Here is a 19,018-nt window from a genome sequence, read left to right as displayed (position 1 = left end):
GAAAATTCTAAATTCAGTATGAAGTCATAAGAAAAGAAAAACCGCCCGAAGGCGGTTTTTTTTGCATCTAGGAAGGGTTATCAAGTGACTTTTCCAAGGGCTTGGGTGCTTGAGTTACCGCAGGTTGTTTCTCAATCCAATCTTTCAACCATTTCTTGCGTTGAGATTCGTTATACTGCTTCCAAGTTTCAGCCGCAGACTTGTCTACGCCTTCCTCTGTCGACTCTTTCTCAATTAGCCAAGGCATATCACTAAAGAAATTACCTGCCAAAGCACTATCCGCATTTAAAGAAGGAATAGAAATTACAGCATCACGACCAATATCATAGTCATCAGCTCCATTTAATCCGACTTGTTTTAGATGAGCAACCGAAAGCTCCAAGTTCGCTTTACCACCAATTACACCACCAAACGGTCTTAGACCTTTTAACCTAACTCCCGTTGGTGCAACATATTCCAAGTTAAACCTCATGCAGTACATCGTATAGTTTTTGCTCTTAGATAGTTCATTCTCTTTAGTGAGACTACCTACAGCTTCACCTATAAACTCACTCATAGCATCAACTTGTTCTCGATGGTTTTCTGAAATAGATTCAGTAAACATCCACTCTTCGTTTTTATGAGCAAACTCACCAATATGATACATATCGGTGAAGTAAAGAGGACCTTTAACTGGCTTGCCATCATTTCCGTCGAGCGCCAGTTGAATGCACATATTCACTGCTTCCCACGGCATACCCAAACGTTCATAAAGTGCTTTTTCATGACTCTCACCCAAAATCAGTACATAAATACTGGCAGGATCGTCTTTCTTTTTGTTTCCCCATGAGAAACCATCACGCCAGATATTATCAGCCGATTGGTACCACTTTCTTTCACTGAAAAAGTTCAAACCAGACGCTTTGGTGTCTATAGCCACCAATTGCTGTTTAATGCCATGAAGTATAGGGATGGTATTTTTGTCTCCCTCAGCTGCCATTAAGGTAAAGCTCTCTACCATAAGGTCCTGTTCACGTAGACGCAGTTGCTGCTCTCCCAAGTAGGTATCAAGCAAAACCAGTCTAGTTTCTGTACTTAAAGCGCCAATTTGCAACTCATCTTCAGCATCATCAAACTTCTGCCCCAGACTGTACTCTTGTGGTAAATAAAAACTATGTTGCCCTTGATTTGTTCTAATTCCCAAGCAGTAACGCATATTTTGGAAGCCTCCGCCTTTTACATAGCGCTTAAAGGAATCCACTTCTGCAAAATAGTCGCTTGGCTGACCCGATATCGCTGCTCCGGAAACTGCCATACTGAACATTGCATCAGAGAACATTAGCTTTGCTTTAGAGGTCATTGGTTTCATACCGTCGATCATCACATCACCGAAGCGGAATGAGGGAATATGCTCAATAGCAATCAACGTAGCGCCGTCATCAATCCCCTGTTGCTTGTAAAAAGCACTTATTCGCCCATCAGGATCAGTTTTGAAGTCACTAACCTTCATTGGCAGCATCCAGTCACTGAAAGCTGGGCCTTTAATATTTTCGAGCCCGTCAACGCGATCGTAGCCAATCGTAACTGGCTTCGCATACTTGTGTTCTTTTTTAAGTATCAACTGCACTTTCACTTTATCGTATGGACCTAGGCGACTGTTGCTAGATTGCTGAATCCAACTATCATATGACATCCATTCTGGTTCATCACTTTCAGTATAACGAGCTGACTGAACAAGTATTCGACAATAACCGATTTCATCTTTCTTTAACTCACTTCCCTGCGGGTTAAATGACTCGGTAAAGTTATCAAACATCGTTTCATTTGGGTGTTCAAACAACATGGTTTGTATCGGGAAGATTTGATTAAATGCACCTGACGCTTTAAAGCTATCCCTGTTTTCGGTTATAGAGAGATGAGAAACTTTGCTATTAGTTGTTATTGGAGCAGGCCAATGCTGCGCACCTTGTGGCATCTTTGTCGATAATTCGGTGTAGTACTCGTTATCACAACGGTTCTTCCAGTTAGCCGCTAAGGTGTTTCCTTTGATCGTATGTACAGACCAATCATCGCTCAAAATGTAGTTCTCAATGTATTCCTTCACCTTGTAACGCTCAACCAAAAACCTAAACGAGATATTAGAATTCCGTTTGGTTTGAGATCCTAGGTCAGCGAGTAATAACACTAAGCCATTAATAGCAAGCGCTCGTAGTTGGTAGCGTTTTAACACCTCCTTACGAACTTCTTCGCTCTCAAGGTGAGTAATGAGTTCCTGATAAGACCTACATTCAATACCTACATCTACCTTACTGCGTCGCAAATCGTTAAGTAACTCGATATGTATTTTTGCCAGCCTTTCAAGCTCACTGACAACCTCATGGCTTTGCTTTAACTCTTCTAGGAAGGAGTCCAACATTAAACTATCAATCACTTTCACCGCAGATATTGCTGTCTTTGAACCCTCTATGGCAAGCATAAACCCTCTTGCCGCAGGAGCTATAGCAGGAATATAGGAAGCGACGTCAACGACACTGTCAAAAATCGCCATTCGCAGTGCGACTTCTGCTTTATCTTGCGCAACCATCTCAGCTTCTAGAGCAAGCCTAGAGCGTTCCATTGCATGCGAGCCATAGCGACTGGGGTGAAAGAATATGTTCAGGGATTGCAGGTAAATACGGATTACAACCCGACGGTTTTGTCTTAGATTAGGGTTGTTGCGGTCGACTTTTTCACCTTGTTTGGGAACATAGACAGGTTTACTTTCACCAAAAGCGGCTACCGAAACACGACCTTCAAAAACAGGGAACTCCTTCATGAGCAGCTTTTTCGCATATTCTGCGCGCTCTGCCGAGACCTGCATATTTGCTTTCTCGGTACCGACTTGGCAAGCATGCCCTTCTATCTCTACTCTAAGGTTTGGCTCATTCTCTAAAACGTTGGCAAGAGAAGCAGCAAGCTGTTTAAATATAGGTGCATGATCCTTTAACTCTTTTTCACGCGAGTTAAAGGCAAATTCTATTTTTATTCCTGCGCCTCTAGAGCTATTTACGAGAATGGCGTCAATCTGATTGCCAGATTGATCACGCGCATCTTTTAAAGCCTGTTCTAGTTTTTCTTCCTGGATATGGTTAGCTGTCTTCCAAACTGGAATTTGAGCAAGGTAGTCTTTTGTAACTTCTTCTGTTCCTTGCTCTGCTTTATCAACCTTTTTATTTTGATTAACCAGCTGTTTAGCTTTTTTATACAAACTAAGTGCTGTCAATCCCGTTCCGAAGCCATTAAAACCAACGGTTTTACCACCAGAAAGCCAAGCTTCCGCAACTCGCCCGGCAACCACACGTCGGTTACCCAGACGTGATTCTAAAGAAAGTGCAAGTGCGCTTGACCGAGCTTCATTGGTGTTAAAAACCTTATCGTGAAATAGCGCCTTCCAACCAACACCCGCGATAGTTGGAGTGTGGAGTTCCTGCAACTTATCAAGCGCTTCTTTCGTACTGTAAATACCGTAATACAATTCGCCCGCCGCTTTCATCGCAGGCGGCATCTCGGACTTAACTGCATCCCAATACAGTTTCGAGACGTTATTAAACACCGCTTGGCGGCCATCACGGTCTAAAGTGTCTTGCAAGCTACCGCTCAGCAGCCCTGCTCCTAGCTGAGCAGACACATCTCGGATATTCTTGAGTAACGCAATACTCCTTGAAGCTGGCGTATTGGCTGTTACACCTTGTACATTACCGTGAAGGTAATGTTTCATATTTCCAAAGTACTGAGGGTATTGATAAATCAAGGATTCCTCAAGGGAGATCATATCGCCACTGACAATGGCAAATTTCCCTAACGGAGTGCTTGAAGAAAAGGTAATCTGTTCACGTAGCTCGTAAGTATAGACTGTATCTAAGCCTTCAGAAAATTGCTGAATATGAGCGTCTTTAATGAACTGTGGAACACCATTTTTCATCTGGCTTGGAATAAATTCGACACGGATACTGTATAAGCCTTCTTTAAAATCAGCAGGATCAACGTGAAACATCGCGCATGGATATTGCTTAGCATTTTCTTCTGAAAGCTCATCTTCAGGTAATGCCGCTTGTACTGAAGAGCCTATCGTTTTGTATTCCCCACCTTCTTTGGTTGAGTCAAACTTTTGCAAAGTAACCGTCGCACTTTCATAGCCTTGATCAGAAAAAACCACCGCGCAACTCGCCACAACAGGTAAAACGAAGCCTTTTAGTGTCTCTCCCGATTCACTTACATCTTCATACCACTTGTTATATTCTGCCTGTTCTTCGCTGAGCCCCCCGTTCGCAGCTGGTTCGTAAGGCTTAGCCAATTGTTCAATGCTGACCTCTGTCAAGGTGAGTTTTGCTTCGCTGTTTTCCAACTGGCTACTCAAATCTGCAACTTTTGTAGCTAACTCTTTGGGGTTTAACTCAGAAAGTGAAGCTATTAAAGGCAAGGGCGGAAAGCGGAAAGTGAAGGTCTGCTCACCCTCTTTGGGTAGATCCCTACCTAACGCATGAATTGTGTGCTCTGGTGTCAGGACCTCAAAAGCCCCATATTGATCGGGCTTTCCGTTACCCAGTGAACATAACTTAAATTTATGGTCGGTAGCCCAAAGCTTAGGGCTATCGCTATCAGTGACGTTAAGCATCGGCACTTTCGCTAAAGGGCGAATATTAGCGATTTGTTTTCTTACCAAGCTTTCCTCTGAATGCCAAGATGGGAATTCAGTTGTTTTAGTTTGAGAGTTAAATTCCCCCTCATAATAAACACCAAACAAATAGTAATTTGCACACAAAGGTATCGCGTTACTGGTATCATGAGTGCTCACAGTTCATCCCCTTTAACAAAATCACCATTGTTGGCAAAGGCGTTGTAAAGAGAAGAGTTACTGGCACTATGGCCCGTCCCTATTTGCTCCCATTTTAAATAAGAACCAAATTCTTTATTTTCTTTTAGTTTACTGAGGATGGCCCGCGCCGCTCCATCCCGAGCATAATTCGCATCTTTACTCAAAATTTCAAAATAGCGCAGTTTACCTACCGCTCGCGGTACAATTTCTTCTTGTTGAAATGAATCCTGCTCGATATCAATTAGATAACGAAACTTCCTACTTTCACCCCAAGCGTACTTACCGTCTGGACTAATACTACGTTTGTTAAACTTATAATCACCCAGATTTTGTTCATCAGGATTAATTCCCGTGCTAAAGAGAAATTCGTCTTTTGCCTCATCATAAACTGCAACGCCAAAGTCGTTTAGTACGTATCTTTTTCCTTTTTGAATCACGGAATACTCATTAAACTCTGTGTCTACTTGCTGTTTGTCGCCTGTCGCTAAGGTGTACTTCCAGTCTTTAAACTTGTCTACGTAGTAAAGATAGCTGCTGTCTTCTGCCCATAGAAACTCTGGGTAGCCACGTGAACGACCTAGTTCAATATACTCACCCGTCTTAAGATCTTTAATTACTTTAAACATCCCTTCTGAGGCCGAATAGGCCAAAGCCAAGTAGCGATTATTTGGAGAGACACGCATTAGACGAACTTTGCCAACAAACTCATCTGCGACCAGACGCAAGTCCGTCCCATCCGTTTTGATACTCCACACTTTATCCCTTTGATCATAGTGGTCTTTCGCTTCATTTCGGGCGTTATCCCAACGAAACACTACACGTGGTAAATCATAAGAGCTTTCATTGGTGAGATCTTCACGTGGCCATTCTTTAGCTTTAAAAATAAAGTGTTTAGGTTTACCCGTCTCTTTGTCATAAATAACGTAATTGTTTTCTGTAATATAAACACGACCATCTTCCCACTGTTGAGCATTTTTTTCTGCGATTCGGTCTTGAACCGTCTGAGGTTTTGGCGCGTGTTGTTCTGGTTCCTTGGCTGATTCTTGATTACAACCAGATAAGACCGCTAAGGTAATCAGGCATAATGTATGACGTAGGTTCATCTTATATTCTCTTCGTTATCTTTCTCGATCGCGTTTAATAATGTGACAACGCAACCCGAATAAGTTGTTTTGTTAACTTGGCTGATCTTTTTTCTTATAAGCCAGTAAATCCGCAATGGGTGTTTGAGCAAAAATGACCGTTTTATTATCTCTTCCGTGATGACTATTGCCCTGATAACCACGGAGAAGATCCACTTCTTTAACCTCTGCAGGCCAACCAGTAAAACGAATCAACCTAGAACCATTCTCTTTTTTTATACATTGGCGCAAGCACACTCGCTGCGACCAATCACCATCGCTTTGCCTTAACTCAAAGTAATCATCTGACTCGTCCAGCGTCGTATAGCCCGGATATTCGAAAACTATCTCGACAGATTTAAGTAAATACACGACCGCTACATTTTTATTTAGCTGGCTTCGTAACATTGCGTATTTTTCAGGTTTTGAGGTCGCAGCACTTGGTAATACTGAGAGCAGACGAACAGAACCGTCTCCAATTTTAAAGCTTTTCTCACTGCTATAATGGTTAAGATCAGTGACTTTTATGGCCTTGGTTCCGGGATCACTTTCTAGTTCAGATAGTTCACTCTCGCTCAATCGTTTACTGTTATAAGCCAAATATACTTCTTGAGGCTCACCTTTAATCTTGTAGGGAAGCCATATATGCGGGAGAGGGTAACCTTGCGCGCTCCGCTCCACTGGGCTAGAAGCATTAATAGGGCTCAAATTTGTTTCAATCTTTTCTTTGATTTGTGGTTCATAGCCTGTCATGACTATCTCAACTTCTTCCTCAACTAAGTTGAACACTCGAGCCTCTCCAGAGCCATTCAAAGAGCCTTCACTTACCACCTTGCCGTTCTGCACGATTTGGAAAGGCTCATAAGCGAAAACACCGCCTGTTTCAGGATTGGTCATATAGATATCGGCGTGCCTTTTGGGTCTAGAGCCTTCACGAACACTATTAATGTCCGTATCTGAAAAGTAACCATTTTCCGTAATTGCCACTTCGCGCCAAATTTTATTGTTCCAAACAACATACACGTAGCCTGATTTAAACACTTCTGCAGCTTCATCTGATTTATCGCTACCAGGGAAGTGCAGCGGAACCACAGGCACCAACACGTTATCCCACTCATCCATTTGAGTTTCTTTATCAACGGGTTGCAGGTCTTCGGCGAGTTTAAGCAAAATTGGCTGAGGCTGGTCAGTGCAAGGGATTTTGATATAGAGCGTTTTGCCCTCAGCTTCGAGATCTTTAAATATCGCGAGGCTGCGGTGTTTGTTTTCTGTATCAGCCTTGCCTACAGTCACTTTTTCTTTTTGAGCTTCGGTTTTTCCCAACATCAAACATGCCGCGTTGCTAGACCACTGCCCTGCAAACTCGACAACGATTTTTTGATCTGGGCTTGGCTCAGAGGGGACATGCGTGTAACTACGAACTAAAGCAACATCGTCGGTAACCTGCTTGTATCCTGCTTTAAAAGCTTTGCTTTCATTCGAAGCAGATACAGAGTCAACGAGTGATTTAAGTCTAGGGAAGCTTTGCAGCTGAGAGTCCGTCAATGGCGAACGACGAGCAACGGTAGATAATGACACCCAATTGCCTTTCCCCAATTCGATTCTTATCGCAGCTAGCAATGCGCTGGTCGTGTTTTTGGCAGAGATGGAAATCTTTTGCGCCAATTCTTTAGGGAGGTTTCTAAGGATGTCATCTGAATTTCGCAAACGCGAAAGCTGTCCTATACACTCGTCCGGTGTAAGAACATAAGATAGCTCGTTGGAGGATAGCTTCGAGCTAGGTATAAATTTGCAAACTAAATGCATTTGAATTCTCCACAACCAACATCGTAAATATGGCTGCGGTGACAATTAAGCTGATAAGGCTTACAAGTACGATTTGGTCTGCGTATCCTACTTACTTAGCCATTTATTTTCAACGAGATAGAAAAATCGCCCGAAATCAAAAACACCAAAAAAATGGCGACTTTTACTATTAAAACATGCGATTTAACCACAATAAAAGCCAGTAACATCACCCACTCTGTCAAAATGGTAAAATCTTACTATCTAAAAAAATTTAATTTATGGACTGAAGTTAACAAAAATTGTAGTCACGTGCGCTTCAGGTAAGCACGAGGAAATTCAGAAGTTTATGAGGTGCCCTCCTCAGCAACAAACAACAAATTGACTGTTACTGAGGAAGTTTAAATAAAAAGGTGAGCGCATTACGCACTCACAAAAGTAACTGCTCTGAAGCTTGCTAGGATTAAATTTGCTTCATCGCGAGTTAAAGAGGCGAGGTATTACCCATCGACCTCATGCAGAACACTATACTCAGAGTATAGAAACGAGCGTAAATATATAATATTTAAAAAGATTTTCAACGCGACACATTCACCACAGCACCTGCCGAGCGACCATCACAATCACTTCATACACACCTAAAAGCAACATTGGCCTAGTTATTATAGTTATTCAGCCTTGTATTAAGACGATTCATTAATTCGAGTAACTTATCAATAAAGGCAATTATTTTGATAAATATCACAAAAAATCCCAAAGAAATAAAGCGAGCTAAACGCTCGCTGTACTTGCGAAACGATCATAGTTAAATGTTGCTTGAGCCTCTTCGGCAGAGGCGGAAAGCTTGTTGGTACCATTTACATAAATCGTCACTACCCCCTCCTTCAGTCCTGAAAGATCTAAATCAGTTGTCCATGAGTCTGAAAGCACGGTAGCCATGCCTGTGGCTTCTGTACCATCAGCGTCGACTGCTTTAATATCTATGAACTCACCATCTTCAAACCGTTCACTGCTACCACTTACTGTCACGCTTTCCACTCCAGTAACATCGTTGATAACGTCTAGGTGTATTGTCGGTGTAATTGGCATGGAGTAAGCCGTGTTCTGGCCACCGGTATTTCCTGATAAGTCTTGGTAGTCACGAACAAGCAACGCCACATTGAGCTCTGACGTGCTTGGTACCACCACATCACCAGTCCAAACACTTGGGTCCGCGGTTGCCACTAATGAAGTGATCGTCGTGCCACCTAACTCCGCTGCGGCGGATTGCAGATCTTTATCGAATTCCAGCGTCACCGTCACGCTTTGGCCGATGGCTTGGTGCTCAGGCGTAAACGTCGCGTTAGTCAGCGTTGGCAGAGACTGCGCCAGTGTAAAGCTCTGGCTTTCACTCACTTCAATGCCCGCAGAGTTCGTCCCCGTCACCATCACAGTATAAGTACCATTGGTTTGGTGACTCATGTCCATTGCGTCACTGATCCAAGTGCCACCGGCTTGTACTGTCGCGCTGCCGCTTTTTAGTACCGTCGCGCTGCCTTGGGCTTTCACTTCAAGACGCAGGGACTGACCGTCAAAACGTGTCGACGTGCCTTCGAATTGTAGTGTGGCGGCATGCGTTTCATCCACATTGCCCACTGGCGTAATAGCTAAGGTCGGCGTGATCGGCATGGAGTAAGCCGTGTTCTGGCTACCGGTGTTTCCTGATAAGTCTTGGTAGTCACTAACCCGCAACGCCACATTGAGCTCTGACGTGCTTGGTACCACCACATCACCAGTCCAAACACTTGGGTTCGCGGTTGCCACTAACGAGGTGATCGTCGTGCCACCTAACTCCGCTGCGGCGGATTGCAGATCTTTATCGAATTCCAGCGTTACCGTCACGCTTTGGCCGATGGCTTGGTGCTCAGGCGTAAACGTCACGTTAGTCAGCGTTGGCAGAGACTGCGCGAGAGTAAAGCTCTGACTTTCACTTACTTCAATGCCCGCTGAGTTCGTCCCTGTCACCATCACGGTATAAGTGCCGTTGGTTTGGTGACTCATGTCCATTGCGTCACTGGTCCAAGTGCCACCGGCTTGTACCGTTGCGCTGCTGCTTTTCAATACCGTCGCGCCGCCTTGGGCTTTCACTTCAAGACGCAGGGACTGACCATCAAAACGTGTCGACGTACCTTCAAATTGTAGCGTGGCGGCATGCGCTTCATCCACATTACCCACTGGCGTAATAGCTAAGGTTGGTGTGATCGGCATGGAGTAAGCCGTGTTCTGGCTACCGGTATTCCCTGAGAAGTCTTGGTAGTCACGAACAAGCAACGCTACATTCAGCTCTGACGTGCTTGGTACCACCACATCACCAGTCCAAACACTTGGGTCCGCGGTTGCCACTAATGAAGTGATCGTCGTGCCACCTAACTCCGCTGCGGCGGATTGCAGATCTTTATCGAATTCCAGCGTCACCGTCACGCTTTGGCCGATGGCTTGGTGCTCAGGCGTAAACGTCACGTTAGTCAGTGTTGGCAGAGATTGCGCCAGTGTAAAGCTCTGGCTTTCACTCACTTCAATACCCGCTGAGTTCGTCCCCGTCACCATCACGGTATAAGTGCCATTGGTTTGATGACTCATATCAATCGCGTCACTGGTCCAAGTGCCACCGGCTTGTACTGTCGCGCTGCTGCTTTTTAGTACCGTCGCGCTGCCTTGGGCTTTCACTTCAAGACGCAGGGACTGGCCATCAAAACGTGTCGACGTACCTTCGAATTGTAGCGTGGTGGCATGCGTTTCATCCACATTGCCCACTGGCGTAATAGCTAAGGTTGGCGTGATCGGCATGGAGTAAGCCGTGTTCTGACTACCGGTATTCCCTGATAAGTCTTGGTAGTCACGAACAAGCAACCCCACATTCAGCTCTGACGTGCTTGGTACCACTACATCACCAGTCCAAACACTTGGGTCCGCGGTTGCCATGAATGAGGTGATCGTCGTGCCACCTAACTCCGCCGCTGCGGATTGCAGATCTTTATCGAATTCCAGCGTCACCGTCACGCTTTGGCCGATGGCTTGGTGCTCAGGCGTAAACGTCGCGTTAGTCAGCGTTGGCAGAGACTGCGCGAGTGTAAAGCTCTGGCTTTCACTCACTTCAATGCCGGCTGAGTTCGTCCCCGTCACCATCACAATGTAAGTGCCATTGGTTTGGTGACTCATGTCCATTGCGTCACTGGTCCAAGTGCCACCGGCTTGTACCGTTGCACTGCTGCTTTTTAGTACCGTCGCGCTGCCTTGGGCTTTCACTTCAAGACGCAGGGACTGACCGTCAAAGCGTGTCGACGTACCTTCAAATTGTAGCGTGGCGGCATGCGTTTCATCCACACTGCCCACTGGCTTAATAGCTAAGGTTGGCGTGATTGGCAATTCGTGAGCGGTGTTATCCTCACCTATGTTGCCAGTCAAATCTTTAAATTGACTAACAACCAAGTCGACACTTAACAGCGCGGTGCTCGGAACTTGTACATCACCAACCCAGACCTTTTTATCTACCGTTGCTGATAGAGAACTAATGCGATTGCCGCCAAGCGTAGCGGTCGCCTCTTGGAGCTCTTTATCAAACTCAAGCGAGACACTCACGCTTTGCCCCACGCTCTGATGCTCGGGGTTAAATGTCACATTGGTCAGTTTTGGTAAGGTTCCTTCAACCGCGATACTTAAACTGCTTCCTTTTCCAGGAATGGTGTTGGTACTTTGGTAGCTATCATCCTCTACCTGTATTGTTATGTTTTTATCTTGCTTTTCTGGACTGATGTAATTAACCGTCCACGTAACGTTGTCTGACGTGGACCACGTATCTTGCTTTAACGTTCCTGTTGCGCCGTTATCACTAGCGATAAGGTGGACATCTGAGATATCAAAGTTAGTAACTTCTTCTGTAAAGTTAAACGTAAGTGTAATCTCTTCACCTCCAAAAAGAGGAGCGCTTGAAGCAGCAGAGATACTTAGCCCGGGAACGGTTGCAGCTTCCACATGCGCGTCAATAGAACTTTCACTCTTGTTATCCACCTTGTCTGTTGCTGCCACCGTGATCGTATGATCGCCTTTAGGTAACAAATAGCTTATGACATAAGGCCCCGCTTCGGTTGTCGGCTCAGTAATCGCTTGAGGAGCCACTGTGCTACCACCACTCACCGCTTTTGACGTGACGAGATTTAAATTTTTATCTGTAATGTATGCACTAATTTCTAGTTGATACTTATCGTTTGTCGGTACCTTAGAAATTTGATTAGCATTTAAGCCAGAAATACTTGGAGCATCATAATCAACAATAGATTCGATAACCTTTCCATCATAACTTTTTCCTAGTAACTCAAAGCTTGTATTCTCTCTTCCAACTGAGTCCGTCACTGTCACTTTAAGGGTATATGACCCTTGGTTATCGACGGCAAAGTTCATCATTCCATTACCACTAGATGAGATAACATCACCTGAGTAACGCAAGGAATCACCGAGGCTTGGAATAAGCTCCACAGAATATTGTGAAGCTTTCACTCTTTCTCCTTCCACAGTAGATACCGTAAACGGCTGGCTCGCCTTGGTTAAAAACAGTTTCCCACCCTGCAAACTCGTAATTCCATCGAAATCAACCGTGACTTTAGGAACACTAATATCAATGACTTTTCTGATGTCTGAATATAGCCCAACACTATCTGTCGCTTTGATATCAACCGTGATTGAACCACGCCCCTCTAACTGAGATTTCGGTAGTTCAAAGTACGTAGATGAACCGTTCCCATCCTCTACTCTTTCTTCTTGATAGCTTGGGTTTAAAATTGAATAGTTTACTTTTGCCAGGCTGCTACCAGTGTCTGTTATGTCGAAACGAAAACGAACATTATCTGGATTTGTTGGCGATTCAGTTACGATAATCTCATCGCCAACACTTGGAGATGTATTGTCAACTTTAATATCAACGGTCGCTTCACCGACTCTCGACCACACATCCGTTGCGATAATCGTTGTCCTGATCGTTTTTCCATCCGCATCGCTAGGAAGTTCACTCGTAAATGTTGAACACTTGTAAGTTGGATCATCTGCACACACCTCTAATTGCGCAAACTTCTCCGGGTTATCTTTATAGTTGTAGGATTCCGTTCCAAATCTGGCCATCACATTGTCTAGTCTAGAGTTTTCATACAGCTTAATTCTGAATTTGGCGACAAGCTGCTGACCATTAATGGTTGTGTTTCCAACCGGATCAGTAATTTCGACGACTACCGAACCTTTAGGTAATTCAAGCAGTAGATCGTGCTCTGGCGTCAAGTTTCCTGCTAAATCAGATAAGTTCTTGATTTTGTATTCTTGAGTTGTACTCAGGCCATCAATAATATCGGCATAGGATTCAGAATACGTACACTTGATATTTCCAACACCTTTGGCACAAGTCGTTGGTGTATAAGCTTTGTTGCCAAGATTACGAACCAACTTTGGATATTCATCTGAACTTTCGGTATTCACGCCTGATAAAGCATCATTAAAAGAGAGCTCAAATGTGAGCATCTTCTTCTTCAAAGCTTCATCAAACCAAACATCACTTCCTTTAAAACTGTATGAGTTACCATCTACGACTGTCGGTGCATCAATATCCACCATCGAGAAATTGAACTTGTTGATCGTTTCACGCCCATTTGTACCCAAGGTTTTAGTGATCAAAGTGACAGGTGCTTTGGTCATGTTTTGCCCAACATTGACACTACAACTGTAAGGTTCTTGCGATACGTTGATAACACCAGAAGTTGGTTGCTCATTAGTTGGTGGCGCATCTAGAGAGTTGTATTCTTCACGAACCCAACACTCTAACGTTTTGGCTTTGACCGCACTCAATGTAGTAAAGGTGACATCAAGAACACCATCAGATAAGTAATTTTGGAAGTCCAGCGGGCTTTCAATTGTTAGAACCACGCCTTCACGCTGTACGCTAAAGGTTTGGTTTACTTTTCCAACCTTTCGGTCTTTTTCATCAAGGTAACGAACTTTGTTATAAACTTTGATATCAAGTTCATAATTACCATCTTTGGCAATTTGTGTAGAAAGCAACGTTGCAGTCCAAGTGCCATCTGCGGTTTCTGAGAACGTAAAGTTAGTCCCGTTTTGCTCTCCAGAGAATCTATACGTTGAGTCAATTCGATCAACGCCACTATCATCAACAATATCAAGCGTAAGTACGATATTCCCATCTTGATAGATGGTGTTGTTTGTAATTGGCGTTCCATCCGTGTAACTCATCGCCAGCGTCACCTGCGGGATTGAGTTGTACACTTTGACGGTAAAATCTTGCTCATCACTGGTTAAGGTTGTGTTGCCACGAACATCAGACCCTTTTAAACGAACCTTGTGTGTACCCGTACCTAAATCACCAAGGCTCACTTTGAGATCCTCATTGATTTTTGTACCGGGAGAGCCAGGTAATGGCTCCAGATCGCTAAACGTCCAATACTCTAGGCTTTCTCGATTGACACCATTAATTGAAACATCACCGTTTGCATTTAGGTCTAGAGCCGTTAGGTCAAAGACATAGTTACCTAAGTAGTAGTCATTCGCATTGAAACCACTTAATCCTAATGTTGGTCCATCACGATCAAGAATAACCTTGTGCGTGTTAGAACTAGACTCAAAACCATAAATATCGGTTGCTTTTACATACAATGACGTTGTTTTTTCATCTTCAGAAATGTCTATTTTATCTGTGTCACTCTTGATAAGAGACATGACAAATTCTTTAGATGAATCCGTTGGCACAATTGTCTTAATTGGCGAATCTTTACCACTTTGATACAGCGAGACTTGCTCAAGGTCTGAATCGTCTATTACGGATTTAAATCGCACATTGAACTCACGCCCTATGACATAGTTCTCTTTAGACAATGTGTCTTCAACCCAAGGCGTATTTAGGATGATTTCAGGGCCTTTGTTATCGACTTGGAAGGTAAATTTCCCTGTTGTACTAACATTGGCAGGGTAAGCGTTGTCCGTCGCAGTGACGTAAAATTCATTCCATTCATCGTAATCAAATGCTTTTGAAACCAGTTGGACTTTGACGTCAGGCTGTTCACCAACTAGGTATGGTACGTCACACGCCTCTGTTAGAGGGTCACAGCTTTCTAATGTCAGAGCCTGACCAGATCCGCGGCGCAAATCTATTTTTACGTTATTGCCAGAGCTTAACGTCCCCCAATCAATGACAGGTGCCCATTGGTTATTACCACCTAAACGGCTTTGAACCTGCTCACTTTTTACAATAGGGGCTTCAGAGTCGATACGAATATTGAATCTCGGAGCGGTGCTAGTTAACTCTGAAACGGAGTTACCTAAGTTGTCCTCTGCTGCTGCAACAACTAACCAATCTCCATCACCAGGATAAATCGTAGAGCCTTGATTTGAACAAATCTCGCCCGTACATAGTTTGACTTTAAACGCGTCTTTCGAGTTACTTGCAAAGTTTTCTGGTGTGTATGTTACTTTTTCACCGGTTTGCTGGTAGAAAACAAGGCCCCTCGAGGCAAGCTTATCACCAACAATATCCTCAACCTTGAAGGTTAATTCATGAGTATTGTTCGCGTTTAAATAAATACCGTTTTCTACAGGTTTACCATCGACATCATTGGGTGGAAGGTAACTGGCCTTAGGGAAGTCGTTATCAATAAACACCGATTCTATAAACGGAGATTTACCATTGTAACCATACGCATTGCCATGTGGGTCCATAGCACTGGTCTCCACGGCAAACTCTATAATATCTTTTAGTTCACTAGACTGGGAGTTAAGGGTGAAGAAGTACTCTTTTCGATAAGCATTGCTGCTGTCTGAGTTTTCTACGATGTTGATGTCCAGTGGTATTTCAATATTTGGCTCATTGGCTTGATACCACATCGTGCTAAACTTCGGGCCGTGAGCGTCGGTTCCTACAATACCAGAAGGATCGTCTAGGACAATTTTAGAAACAACCTCGCCAGCGATATAAAGCCTATTACCAACCATCGTCTCTCTACCGCTTTCAATGGTTAATTTTGGCTGCGGAGGCAAGGTATCGATACTGCTACCCTCTGTATCAAAAATGTTCTTACCATTTAAGTCAGGATTAGCCATCGAAATATCATCAGCATAGAGCTGCGCGATATTGGTCTCAATACCGTATTTGCTCGCCATGATTTCATAATAGGATTGCGCCAGATCTTTTCGGTAAGTTTCAGCGCCAAACGTGTAAGAATCGAGCGTAACTTGACTTCCTCCTGCCCCTACACCATTTGCTTTTCCATCGTAGCTAAAATCATCGTAAATAGCAGATGCAAAATCTAATGAGTTATTTCTTGGCATTCTCTCGGCAATACTATCAATTGCTTCAACAAGGAATCGGTGTAGATAGTCATTTGATGGCTTGTCTGGAATCGCTTTAGTCGTAAGCATTTCATTGGTTGCATAAGACACAACCGTTGGGTCAAACCCAAAGAATGAGTTGTTATTCGTACCTGATAACGCGTAGCGCACCTCATCAAGAATTTGAATCGCACGTTCTGAAGTTTTCTCTCCCGCTGTCACTTGATCCCACTGGAAATCAAACAAACCAGTCTGATATGTCGATAGTTCAGTAATATAGTAAGTTTGAGAACCTTTGAGCTTAAAATACACACCAATATTGGCCTTGTTTAAGTCAACCGTTACTTTCTTGGTCCCTGGATCTCTTTTCCATTGGTAATAGTATGGCTCACTGCCTTCGATACCAATTAAACGAACACGCATGAAATCATAATTCACTACGTCAGTTGTGGTTTCACAACTCGCTACGTCAAGAGCCATGGACTGGTCACTTTCCAGTTGCTGGATAGTGGTACAACTTGCAAGTGAAGTGAATTCACCACTTGGGCTCAACCCTTCAAGTTGAGCTCGCGCACCAATAAATGGTGTCACCACTTTTATGGTTGGTAGGTCAAAGCTACTTCTAAAATATACTTCTCTTGGAGTGCTTTCGTTATCAGACTCATCGACGGTTTGAATGACTAACTTTTGACTACTGTTTTCTGATACCGATTTAAAGCTGTCACCCAAAATATCTCTTACAAATGGAATGTAATAAATGACATCCTCAACTCGCCCATTGCTATCTAACAGCGTTTCGTGCGGAATTTTTGCGATGTAATCGTCATCTGATGCCGTTGTATCAATAACTTGCTGAAGTGAGTAGTTGTTATCGTTGTTTTGGCTTACGTAGTACTTGACGACGAGCTTAAGCTTATTAGCGTTGGAGCCTAAAACCGTATCGGTATTTACGTCTGATACTTTCACACGAACATAAGGGATTTTATTCTCTTTCAATAAATTAGCGTTGAAGTTACTAAAATCTATCCCTTTTAATGAGCTCTGAATCCCTAAACTTGCATACGCATAGTCAATCTTCAGGAAATCGCGGCTTGCTTGAACATTGTCTGGGGTGTACGTATCTTGAGAGTAGATACCATCGTAAGTGGTTCGTTCACCATCTAACCCCACATTTACGTACGTCATTGACGTACCTTCAGGATAGGTTATCGTCTGTGCTGGCGCTTGATCGTCACGACTTACTGCATGCTGCGCAGAGCCCGTATTGCCTTTGCTATCCCTCGCTCGAACCTCAAAGACCGTCGTAGATAGGAATTCATCAGTTGGGTAAGCCTTACTAAACTCACAAGCATTTCCAGACTCTACAGTGACAGGAGAACATGTGACGCCCTCATGTAAGCCATCTTTAAATGAAATACTGACCGAACTAATCTCTTGCGAGCTTTCTTTTACAACCCCTTTCAGAACGTATTCTTTAAGTTGGTTATTAATTGCACTCGCCGATGTAATATCGATAACAGGCGCATCGTTATCCCATTCAAAGTTGATATGAAGACCCGAATGGCTGCCTGGAATTAACTCATTACCCAGTACATCCGCTGTATATAAGACTAACCGTGCTGCTGTTACGTTTGAGAGCCCTGTGGCAGGGTTCATATCTACACTATCGATCTCTTTGGTATTAATGTTAACTTTAACGTTGGTCTCTCGAAGGCCAACTTCAAAATCATCAAATTCAACCGAACAGAATGTGCTTCCAAAATCTTGTATGTCGTTACATTGAAATTCACCAGACCAAGAGCCATTAATCTGATACTGAATAAAGGCGGATACGTCTTCTACACCGATATCATCAACAATTTTTAGATCAACTTTATCGGTGCCAGCAAGTACATCACGGTCAATGCGTGTCACGATAGGCGCTGTGGTATCGATCTCCGTCCCATCTCGCGGTGGAATGACGCCATCTGTACTGCCATATGTACCTAAGTCATTAAGCTTCTTACTAAAGTCGACATAGTCGGCAGCATCAGTACCTGAAATATTGATACTTGGGTCGTTTACCACGATCAAAACGTGCTGAGATAAGTCACGTGTGTAAACGTCGCTGTTTATCTTTTTCTGTCCAAAGCTGAGGGGAGTCACTGCTCCTGAAGTCTTGCTCACTTCAAGACCATCAAGAACACCATCTGCAATAACATCCCGATATTGGATGTCAGCGAAGTGCATCGAAGTGTAGACGTTATCGCTGTTGCCGTATTTTTTTACAAGATCGTAAGAGTAAGACGAGTATGCTGTTAATAAAGCGCCGTATTGATGCCCAGTACTAGCAAAACTGCTTTGCCCACCTTTGGTAATATCAATAGGTTTGGTCTCATTTACGTCAAAACCATACATGCTATTGATACTATCCAAAGCAGTTGAAAAGGCACTCTCATCTGTGGCCCCCTGGGAAATTTTGTACTTTGCCAAGCCTGCTGCCAAGTTCGACAGCGGAGTAAGCATTAACTTTTGCTCACTCCCCTCTTTAAAGTTCACAACACCTTCAAATTTAAGTGTCTTCGCATTGCTCACAGATACCGTTTCATTTGTAAACGGATCGGTATAACTCCCCTCTTTTGCAACAACAAAAAGAGGCATTGACGACGATTCAAACTCTAGCAGATAGTTTCCGAAGGCATCAGACGTCGTGTTAGCCAACTTCCGACCTAAGTTTCCATTTTTGAACTCGAAAACCTCAATCTTGGCGCCATTGACTGGGGCGTCAAACACCATACCGGAAATGCTTCCTTTGCTTCTAGCTGGAGGTGTGTTGTCTCCTCCATCACCACCACCACATGCACTCAATAAAAGAGATGTAAGCGTAAGACCTAATGTTAATTTCAGCGTATTTTTAGCGAACATAGTAATTTGGCAAAATATA

The 19,018-nt window shown here is 43.7% G+C and carries 4 protein-coding genes; all 4 read right to left on the bottom strand.

Features of this window, described 5'->3' with window-relative positions:
• Positions 1-67: 67 nt before the first annotated feature.
• Complete coding sequence (locus R7R24_RS01000) at positions 68-4,813, bottom strand: OmpA family protein (RefSeq protein WP_206946563.1); 4,746 nt, start codon at positions 4,811-4,813, stop codon at positions 68-70.
• On the bottom strand, positions 4,810-5,937 hold the full coding sequence (locus R7R24_RS00995; RefSeq protein WP_054577785.1) for a hypothetical protein: 1,128 nt from the start codon (positions 5,935-5,937) through the stop codon (positions 4,810-4,812). Before R7R24_RS00995 ends, R7R24_RS01000 begins: the two co-directional genes overlap by 4 nt.
• Positions 5,938-6,009: 72 nt before the next feature.
• Positions 6,010-7,761 carry a hypothetical protein gene (locus tag R7R24_RS00990; protein WP_191115766.1) on the bottom strand — a complete coding sequence of 584 codons (1,752 nt, stop codon included), beginning with the start codon at positions 7,759-7,761 and terminating at the stop codon, positions 6,010-6,012.
• A gap of 750 nt (positions 7,762-8,511) precedes the next feature.
• Positions 8,512-18,999, bottom strand: a complete 10,488-nt coding sequence (locus R7R24_RS00985; protein ID WP_242533929.1) for a tandem large repeat — start codon at positions 18,997-18,999, stop codon at positions 8,512-8,514.
• Positions 19,000-19,018: the final 19 nt, after the last annotated feature.

It is taken from the genome of Vibrio sp. 704, assembly GCF_033339295.1.
Note: the sequence above shows the minus strand (reverse complement) of the source record. Positions and strands in the feature narration are given on the sequence as shown.

What these genes read in the sequence shown, in the direction of transcription:
- R7R24_RS00995 (WP_054577785.1), bottom strand. Translation starts at nt 5,937, where the DNA reads ATGAACCTACGTCATACATTATGCCTGATTACCTTAGCGGTCTTATCT.
- R7R24_RS00990 (WP_191115766.1), bottom strand. Translation starts at nt 7,761, where the DNA reads ATGCATTTAGTTTGCAAATTTATACCTAGCTCGAAGCTATCCTCCAAC.
- R7R24_RS00985 (WP_242533929.1), bottom strand. Translation starts at nt 18,999, where the DNA reads ATGTTCGCTAAAAATACGCTGAAATTAACATTAGGTCTTACGCTTACA.